Source organism: Phenylobacterium sp. (assembly GCF_046463815.1).
GTDB lineage: Bacteria > Pseudomonadota > Alphaproteobacteria > Caulobacterales > Caulobacteraceae > Phenylobacterium.
In genome coordinates this window covers 21760-30000 of sequence record NZ_JBKBRO010000013.1, presented here as the reverse complement: position 1 = coordinate 30000, position 8241 = coordinate 21760, and the positions used below count along the sequence as shown (strand labels likewise).

Annotated in this window: 8 protein-coding genes; 2 read left to right on the top strand and 6 right to left on the bottom strand. The window is 70.3% G+C overall.

Annotated features, from left to right (window positions below; translation table 11 throughout):
* The first annotated feature begins 171 nt into the window (after nucleotides 1-171).
* Nucleotides 172-618, top strand: coding sequence for an RrF2 family transcriptional regulator (locus tag ACK4TT_RS10270; RefSeq protein ID WP_410212950.1), 447 nt, complete (start codon nucleotides 172-174; stop codon nucleotides 616-618).
* Here the strand turns inward: ACK4TT_RS10270 and ACK4TT_RS10265 are convergent.
* The 5 genes from ACK4TT_RS10265 to ACK4TT_RS10245 all read right to left on the bottom strand — a co-directional run bounded on the left by ACK4TT_RS10265 (nucleotide 555) and on the right by ACK4TT_RS10245 (nucleotide 3457).
* On the bottom strand, nucleotides 555-1043 hold the full coding sequence (locus tag ACK4TT_RS10265) for a hypothetical protein (RefSeq protein ID WP_410212949.1): 489 nt from the start codon (nucleotides 1041-1043) through the stop codon (nucleotides 555-557). The genes ACK4TT_RS10270 and ACK4TT_RS10265 overlap by 64 nt on opposite strands.
* A 169-nt stretch (nucleotides 1044-1212) precedes the next feature.
* On the bottom strand, nucleotides 1213-1509 hold the full coding sequence (locus tag ACK4TT_RS10260) for a hypothetical protein (RefSeq protein ID WP_410212948.1): 297 nt from the start codon (nucleotides 1507-1509) through the stop codon (nucleotides 1213-1215).
* Nucleotides 1506-2030, bottom strand: a complete 525-nt coding sequence (locus tag ACK4TT_RS10255) for a hypothetical protein (RefSeq protein ID WP_410212947.1) — start codon at nucleotides 2028-2030, stop codon at nucleotides 1506-1508. Before ACK4TT_RS10255 ends, ACK4TT_RS10260 begins: the two co-directional genes overlap by 4 nt.
* A 268-nt stretch (nucleotides 2031-2298) precedes the next feature.
* Nucleotides 2299-2727, bottom strand: coding sequence for a CBS domain-containing protein (locus ACK4TT_RS10250; protein ID WP_410212972.1), 429 nt, complete (start codon nucleotides 2725-2727; stop codon nucleotides 2299-2301).
* A 112-nt stretch (nucleotides 2728-2839) separates the two neighbouring features.
* Nucleotides 2840-3457 carry a rhomboid family intramembrane serine protease gene (locus ACK4TT_RS10245; protein ID WP_410212946.1) on the bottom strand — a complete coding sequence of 206 codons (618 nt, stop codon included), beginning with the start codon at nucleotides 3455-3457 and terminating at the stop codon, nucleotides 2840-2842.
* A 233-nt stretch (nucleotides 3458-3690) separates the two neighbouring features.
* Between ACK4TT_RS10245 and ACK4TT_RS10240 the strand changes: the two genes are divergently transcribed.
* Complete coding sequence (locus tag ACK4TT_RS10240) at nucleotides 3691-6555, top strand: M16 family metallopeptidase (protein ID WP_410212945.1); 2865 nt, start codon at nucleotides 3691-3693, stop codon at nucleotides 6553-6555.
* Here ACK4TT_RS10240 and ACK4TT_RS10235 read toward each other — a convergent pair.
* Nucleotides 6552-8204, bottom strand: coding sequence for a choline dehydrogenase (locus tag ACK4TT_RS10235; RefSeq protein WP_409642039.1), 1653 nt, complete (start codon nucleotides 8202-8204; stop codon nucleotides 6552-6554). The two genes, ACK4TT_RS10240 and ACK4TT_RS10235, sit on opposite strands and share 4 nt — an antisense overlap.
* Between the last annotated feature and the right edge of the window lie 37 nt (nucleotides 8205-8241).

Sequence of the window (8241 nt, the reverse complement as noted above, 5' to 3'; positions counted from 1 at the left end):
GGGCGGGCCTCCGCACGGCTCCCGAGACGGGGCCTCCGCGCCTCCTCCATAAGAAGGTGCGACAGCCTGGCGCGGCGCCCCTCCTCTCGCCGCCTCCTCTCGCCGCCTCCTTGCGCCCTATTCCTTGCGCGGGGCGCTCGCGCCCGCCACAAGGAGCCCGGAGGTGGCGAGATGCTGTCGCAGAAGGCCAGGTACGGCCTGCGGGCCCTGGTCGAGCTGGCCCGCGCCGGGGGCGCCCAGCTCTCGGCCGGCGAGCTGTCCCTGCGCGCCGGCGCGCCGCGCAAGTTCCTGGAAGCCATCCTGCTCGAGCTGTCGCGCAACCAGGTGGTGATCAGCCGCCGCGGCAAGTTCGGCGGCTACGTCCTCGCCCGTCCGGCCGGGGAGATCGCCTTCGCCGAGATCATCCGCATCATCGACGGCCCCCTGGCGCTGGCGCCGTGCGTCTCCCCTCGCCTGGGCTTCCGCAAGTGCGCCGACTGCCCCGACCTCCTGGCCTGCACCCTGCGCGAGGCGCTGGCCCGCGCCCGCGACGCGACCGCCGAGATTCTGGAAGGCTACAGCCTGGCCGACGCGGCCCGCACCGGCGCCGCGAATCCCGCGGCCTCCGCGCTGGCCTGACCGCAGCTGACGGAAATTGGCCGCACGGGAAAGCCCGGCGGCTGACGGTCCTCCAGCGCCTCGACTGGCATGACGGCGCGAGCGCGGGGCGGCAGCGCCATCGCCGAATGGTCCGGATTCACCTGCACCAGTTCGTCGATTCCGGCGTCGAACGGATGGCCGGGCGGCACGGTGGGAAGGTCGTAGGTATAGGCGCACCCCCGCGCCAGGACGGTCGGTCCCGGAAGCGGCAACCTGAACCTTATGATCCGGGCCCATCCGCCGGGCTTCACCGTGACCGACGTCGGATGGACATAGTAGGGCGCCAACCGCAGGGTGATCGGCGCGCCCGAACCGTTCAGGACGTGGAGATAGCCCGGCGAGCTGCATGACCCGAGCATCACGGCTGCGGTCATCGCGAGCATCAGCACGGCGGCCCGGCGCATCATCATCTCTCCGCCCCTATCCGCAGCTGACCGAGGCCGGTTTCACCGGGAAGCCGTGGCCCTGATCTGACTTCAGCGCGCCCTCGGGTTCGATCCCCCTCGCCTCCACGCTCAGCGGGTTCAGGCTGAAGTCCCGCCCCAGCTGCAGCCTGACCGGATAGGAACTGCCTTAGTCGGGAACGGACCGCCCGGCGTCGTCCGAAGTCCGCCAGGGATGGTTCACATCCATCTCCGGTAGGAGGTAGCGATAGACGCACCCGTTCGCCTCGATCACGAAGTCGGGCAAATAGGGAAAGACCGGCCGCGACTCCACGCCGGGGCCGACCCGCACCCTCTCCGGATCGGCGTCCCGGCGTTCCTTCACGAGCGTGACGGGGATTCCCGCTGCGTTCACGACGGTGAGATTGGGAAACACGTCGTAACAGCCGGTGAGCACCAGACTCGCACCGACCAGGAAAGCCTTCATTTCGGCGGCCAAGGGCGGGGCGGCGTACCTTGGGGCCCGCGCTCATTCCAGTTGTGTGGACCATGCCAGTCGGGTCGCCCGCGGCTATCCCGATCCAAAGCCAGCGCGCTCAGCCCGCCGAGGATGTTTGAGGGCAAGTAAAACGGCCCCAGCAGCTCGCCTTGTCGAGTGTGGGCTTCCTCGTGCGCCATATAGGCGGGATCGCGTTTCGCGTAGGGATCGTCATGGTGGACTGTTGCGTTGCCAAGCGTGACCGCGCTGACGCCACCGCCGGGATTATTGATGAATTCCACGGCGTTATGGCCAAGTCGAATCCGTGGATTTGGTTGATCGCCGGACCGCAGACGGTTCAACTCCCCCGCAACGTGACCTGCGCCGCCATACGCCAAACCAAACAGTGTATTGGGCGCATTCCACCCCTTGCCCACGTAGTTGGCCGCCATTCGAGGAATTTCACCGGGCGAAATGGGTGATTGTTGGCTAACGCCGCGCTGAAGCTTGGGCGCCTTCGCGAGCTCCATGTGCTCGCGCAAAGTCAAAGAATACTCGTCACGTCGGTCGTCCAGGCCACGCCCTCGCGCCGGTCCCGCGCCACTCCGGCCAGTCATGTCCATCTCCCTCGCCCGCACGTTGCCGAGCGGACAATCTAGCCCCGGACCGCCCCCGGGGTTAAGAACAAAATAGGAATATTTCGGCCGCACAGGAAACGGGCGGGGAAGGTTCGCGTGTCCTTCCCCGCCCTTTCGCCGGCGGGCAGCCGGCTTCCAGCCCTCCGTCGGAGGGTATCCCTCAGCTTGCCGCGATATAGGCCTTCAGGCCGTCGGCCTCGGCCTCCACCTCGGAGATCTTCGACTTCACCAGGTCGCCGATCGAGACGATGCCCACCAGCCGTTCGTTGCGGCAGACCGGCAGGTGGCGGATCCGCCGGTCGGTCATGCGGCCGAGCAGGCCGTCCACCGTCTCGCCGGGCTCTGCGAACAGCACGTTGGCGGTCATGAAGTCCGAGACCGGCCGGGCGAGCGCCGCCTGCCCCCGTTCGGCCACGGCGCGGACGATGTCGCGTTCGGAGACGATGCCGACCACCCGATCGGAGTCCAGCACCACCAGGGCCCCGACGCCGCGGGCGTGCAGCAGGCCCGCCACCTCCGCCACCGTCTCGGTCGGGCGGGTCGTGAACACCGTGTCGCCCTTGGACCTTAGGATCTGCGAGACCAGCATGGGCCTCTCCATTCCCGTTTCCTTGAGATAACAGCGTTGCGCAGAACGACTGGCTTTTCAATGCCGTGGGCGCGCGGGTCACGCACGCGTGAAGGGCCGGTCAGGCCGGACTTCAGGCCCGTTGCGCGAGCCGGACGAAGGGTCCGAAGGCCACCGCGCCGGCGATGAAGCCCGCGATGTGGGCCTCCCAGGCCACGCCCGCCCCCTCGGTCCCGGGCAGCAGGCCCGAGCCCAGGAGGCCGATGGCGGCGTTGATCGCGAACCACACCGCCCCCATGCCGAGGACCGTGCGGGAGAAGATTGGCCCCAGCCGTCCATGGCCGCCCATCAGCCGCGCCGCCGCGCCCATCAGGCCCGACACCGCGCCCGAGGCGCCGACCAGCGCCGCCTGCCCGCCGGGGTGCAGCGCCGCATAGCCCAGGCTCGAGAGCGCCCCGCAGACCAGATAGAAGAGAACGAACACCAGCGCGCCGCCGGCGCGGTCGGCCCGGAGCTGGCGCGCCACCGGGGTTCCGAAGGCCAGTGCGAAGCCGGCGTTCATCAGCGCGTGCATCCAGTTGCCATGCACGAACAGGGACGTGACGAGCCGTTCCCAGCGCCCCTCCCCCAGCATCGCCGGCGAGAAGGCGTAGGACAGCGCCACCGAATCCAGCGGGAACCGGCTCTGCCAGGCGTAGCCGCCGACGATCACGGCGGTGAGCAGCAGGACGATCCAGGGCGCGTTGAACACCGGCTCCGGCGCCCGGCGTGAACCCGGCTGATGCGGATTCGGCAGGCGCGGACCGCCGTCCGCGGGCGCTTCGAATAGGGCGGCGTCCATCGCCCCCATGTAAGCGGTCTTTGGGCCCGAAGCGAGCGGTGAGGCGAACCGCCGTCCCGAATGCCGCCTAGCTTGCGCCTTGCCGCCGCCGCCGGGCTCCGCGATGGTGGCCCGGCCTTGAAGGATTTCCCGAGACATTGCGAATGAACCGTCCCCTGCGCGCGGCGCTCGTCTCCGCGGCCGCGCTGCTCTGCGCCGTCTTGCCGGCCGCCGCGGCCTCACCGCATACCCAGGCCTCCGTCGGGCCCGCCGCCTGGCCTCAGGCCGCCTCGGATCTCCGCGCCGATCCGGACATCCGCTTCGGCGTCCTGCCCAACGGCATGCGCTACGCCATCCGCAAGCAGTCGATTCCCGCCGGCCAGGGCGCCTTCCGCCTGTGGTTCGACGCCGGCTCCCTGGACGAGACCGACGCCCAGCAGGGCCTCGCCCACTTCCTTGAGCACATGGCCTTCAACGGCTCGAAGGGCGTGAAGGAAGGCGAGATGCTCAAGATGCTGGAGCGCCTGGGCCTGGCCTTCGGGCCGGACACCAACGCCTCCACCGGCTTCTCCGAGACCACCTACATGCTCGACCTGCCGCGCACCGACGCGGAGACGGTCGAAACGTCGCTGATGCTGATGCGCGAGGCGGCCTCGAACCTCAGCATCGATCCGGACGCCGTGGACCGCGAGCGCGGGGTGGTGCTGTCGGAGGAGCGCGCCCGCGACACGCCCGGCTATCGGGTCGTGAAGGAGCGCCTGGCCTTCTGGCTGAAGGGGCAGCGCCTGCCCACCCGCATGCCGATCGGCAAGGTCGAGGTGCTGAGGACCGCGCCGGCCTCGGAAATCGCCGACTTCTACCGCCGCTGGTACCGGCCGGAGCGGGCGGTGTTCGTCGCCGTGGGCGACTTCGATGTGGACGCCATGGAGGCGAAGATCCGCGCGCGGTTCGCGGACTGGCAGGGCGAGGGCCCGGCCGGGGTCCCGCCGTCCGAAGGCCGCGTCCAGCCGCGCGGTCCGGAGGCGAAGCTGGTTCTGGAGCCCGGCGCCCAGCTTTCGCTGCAGGTCGCCTGGATCTCGCCGCCCGACCACGCGCCGGACACCCGGGCCAAGCGTCGCCGCGACCTCATCGAGAACCTGGGTCTCGCGATCCTGAACCGCCGCTACGCCACCATCGCGCGCGCCGCCGATCCGCCGTTCATCGGCGCCGTGGCCTACCAGTTCCAGCAGGAGGACGAGGCCGAGATCGCCCTCGTCAGCGTCAACGCCGAGCCGGCCCGCTGGGCCGAGGCGATGGCCGCCGCCGAGCAGGAGCAGCGTCGCGCCGTCCAGTACGGCGTCTCCCAGGCCGAGCTCGACCGGGAGATCGAGGAGATGCGGGCCCTGCTTCGGGCCGCCGCCGCCGGCGCCGCCACCCGCCGGCAGGTCGAGCTCGCCAATGAGATCGTGAATTCCCTCGCCGACGACCAGGTGGTCACCTCGCCGGCCGACGAACTCGCCTTCTTCGAGAACGTGGTGAAGGACCTGAAGGCCGAGACCGTCTCCACCGCCCTCAAGACGGTCTTCCAGGGCCAGGGCCCGCTGGTCTTCATGGCCACGCCCAGACCGGTGGACGGCGGCGAGAAGACCCTGCTCGCCACGTTCGAGGCTTCGCGCGCCCGGCCGGTCTCACCGCCGGAAGCCGCCTCGGCCGTGAGCTGGCCCTACGAGAGCTTCGGCCCGGCCGGCAAGGTCGCGGAGCGCCGCGAGATCGCCGACCTCGGGACCACCTTCGTCCGCTTCGAAAACGGCGTCCGCCTGACCGTCAAGCCGACGCGGTTCCGCGACGACGAGGTGCTGGTGCGCGTGAACGTCGGCGACGGCCTCCTGGACCTGCCGTCCGACCGGCAGAGCCCCGCCTGGCTCGCCAACGCCTGGATCGAGGGCGGGCTCAAGAAGATCGACACCGACGACATGGAGCGGGTCCTGGCGGCCAAGGTCTATGGCGCCCGGTTCGGCCTCACGGACGACACCTTCGCCTTCACTGGCTCGACCCGCACCGGCGACCTGCCGACCCAACTCCAGGTGCTCGCGGCCTACCTCTCCGAACCGGGCCTCAGGGAAGAGGCGTTCACGCGGCTGAAGGCCGCCTACCAGACCGCGCACGACCAGCTGGAATCCACCGATGGCGGGGTGCTCAACCGCGACCTCCCCGGCCTGCTCCACGCCGGCGACCGCCGCTGGACCTTCCCGAGCCAGCAGGAGATCGCCGGGGCGAGGCTCGACGACCTGACCGGCGCAGTGCTGCCGCACGTGGAGGCCGGGCCGGTCGAGGTGCTGGTGGTCGGCGACGTGACCGTGGACGACGCCATCGCCGCCGTGGCCGCCACCTTCGGCGCCCTGCCGCCCAGGCCCGAGCCCCGACCCGTTCCCGAGAACGCCCGCAAGGTGGCCTTCCCCAAGGGCGGCGGCGCTCCGGTCGTGCTCACCCACAAGGGGCGGGCCGACCAGTCCATAGGACTCATCGCCTGGCCGACCGCCGACTACTTCGCCAATCCCCAGCAGGCCCGCGAGACCGCCGTGCTGGGCGAGGTCCTGAAGCTGCGCCTGCTCGACGAACTGCGCGAAGCCCAGGGCGCGACCTATTCGCCGAACGTGGGCGTGACCCACAGCCTGGTCTGGCCGGGCTGGGGCTACCTCGCCGCCAGCGTCGAGGTGCCGCCCGGGAAGCTGCCGTCGTTCTTCGACGACGTGGCCAGGATCGTCGCGAACCTGAAGGCCAAGGAACCGGCAGCCGACGAGCTCGCCCGAGCCAAGGCCCCGCGCCTTGAGCGCCTGCAGAAGGCCCAGCTCACCAACCAGTACTGGCTGGGCGAACTCTCGGGCGCCCAGGCCGATCCGCGCCGGCTCGACGCCATCCGCCAGACCCTGCCGGGGACGCGGAAGGTCACGGCCGCCGACGTCCGCCGCGCGGCCCAGGCCTGGCTGAAGGACGAAACCGCCTTCCGGATCGAGGTGCGGCCGGCGGCGGGCGCCGCCGCGGCCCCTTAGGCCGCCGCCTTCTCGTCGCCGTACACGGGCGCGTCGTCCGCCGGCAGGTAGGCCTTGCCGCGGATGGCGTCCGAGATCTTCTCGGCGATCATAATCGTGGGGGCGTTGGTGTTGCCGCCGATCAGGGTCGGCATCACCGAGGCGTCAACGACACGCAGGCCGGACAGGCCCTGGACGCGGCATTCACCGTCCACCACCGCCATGGCGTCGCCCGCCGCGCCCATGCGGCAGGTGCCCACGGGATGGTAGATCGTCTCGGCGCTGCGACGGATCCAGGCGTCGATCTCGGCGTCGGTCTTCACGTCCTTGCCCGGCGAGTATTCCGGCCCGCGATAGGGATCGAGCGCCGCCTGGGCGGCCACGTCGCGCATCATCTTCACGCCCTCGCGCATGGCGCGGCGGTCTTCCTCGGTCGAGAGGTAGTTGGCGAAGATCGCGGGATCGGCGAACGGGTCGGCGGACTTGAGACCCACCTTGCCCCGGCTCTCGGGCCGAAGCTGGCAGACGTGGAAGGTGAAGCCGTCCTTGTTCACCTGCACCTTGCCGTGGTCCTGCATGATGGCCAGCACGGTGTGGATCTGCAGGTCCGGCCGGTCCAGGTCGGGCCGCGAGCGCAGGAAGGCGCCGCTCTCCAGGAAATTCTCCCGCCCGATGCCCTTGTTGAAGAGCATGTAGTTCAGGCCGACGAAGAGCTGCTTCACCCCCTTGCGCATCGAATAGATCGTGATCGGCTTGGGGCACTCCCACGACAGGCAGGCGTCCAGGTGGTCCTGGAGGTTGGCGCCGACGCCCTTCAGCGCGTGGATCGCCTTGATCCCGTGCTTGCCGAGGGCGTCGGGGTCGCCGATGCCCGAGAGCTGCAGGATGTGCGGCGACTGCACCGCGCCCGCGGCCACGATCACCTCGGCGTCGGCGTAGATGGCCCGCGCGGGCTGCTTGCCCTCCACCACCTCGACGCCCACGGCCCGGCCGTTCTCCACCAGCACCCGCGTCGTGCGCGCGCCGGTCAGGCAGGTCAGGTTCGGTCGGTTGAGGACCGGATGCAGGTAGCCGCGCGCCGCGCTCCACCGCTGTCCGTCCTTGATGGTCATCTGATAGGGGCCCCAGCCTTCCTGCTGGTAGCCGTTGAAGTCGCCGGTGACCTTGTGGCCCGCCTGGGCGCCGGCCTCGATGGCCGCCTTGTAGATCGGGTTCGGCGACGCGGCCTTGGAAACGTGCAGCGGCCCCTCGCCGCCGTGCCAGGCGTCGGCGCCGCCCTCGAAGGTCTCGGAGCGCTTGAAGTAGGGCAGGACGTCGGCGTAGCCCCAGCCCGCCAGCCCCATCTGCCGCCACTGGTCGTAGTCGCGCGCGTGGCCGCGGATGTAGATCATGCCATTGATCGACGACGAGCCGCCCCAGCCCTTGCCCCGCGGCCACCAGAGGCGGCGGTTGTCGAGGTTCGGCTCTTCCTCGGTCCAGAAGCCCCAGTTGTACGGGCCCGGCTTGCCGATCAGCGCGCCCACGCCCGCGGGCATCCGCACCAGAAGCGAGGCGTCCTTGCCGCCGGCTTCCAGCAGCAGGACCCTGGTCGTCCCGTCCTCGGTCAGCCGGTTCGCCAGCACGCAGCCGGCCGAGCCCGCGCCGATGATGATGTAGTCGTACCGTTCCACGGGCGCTCTTCCCTTAACCTTATGCGATTGCCGGCGA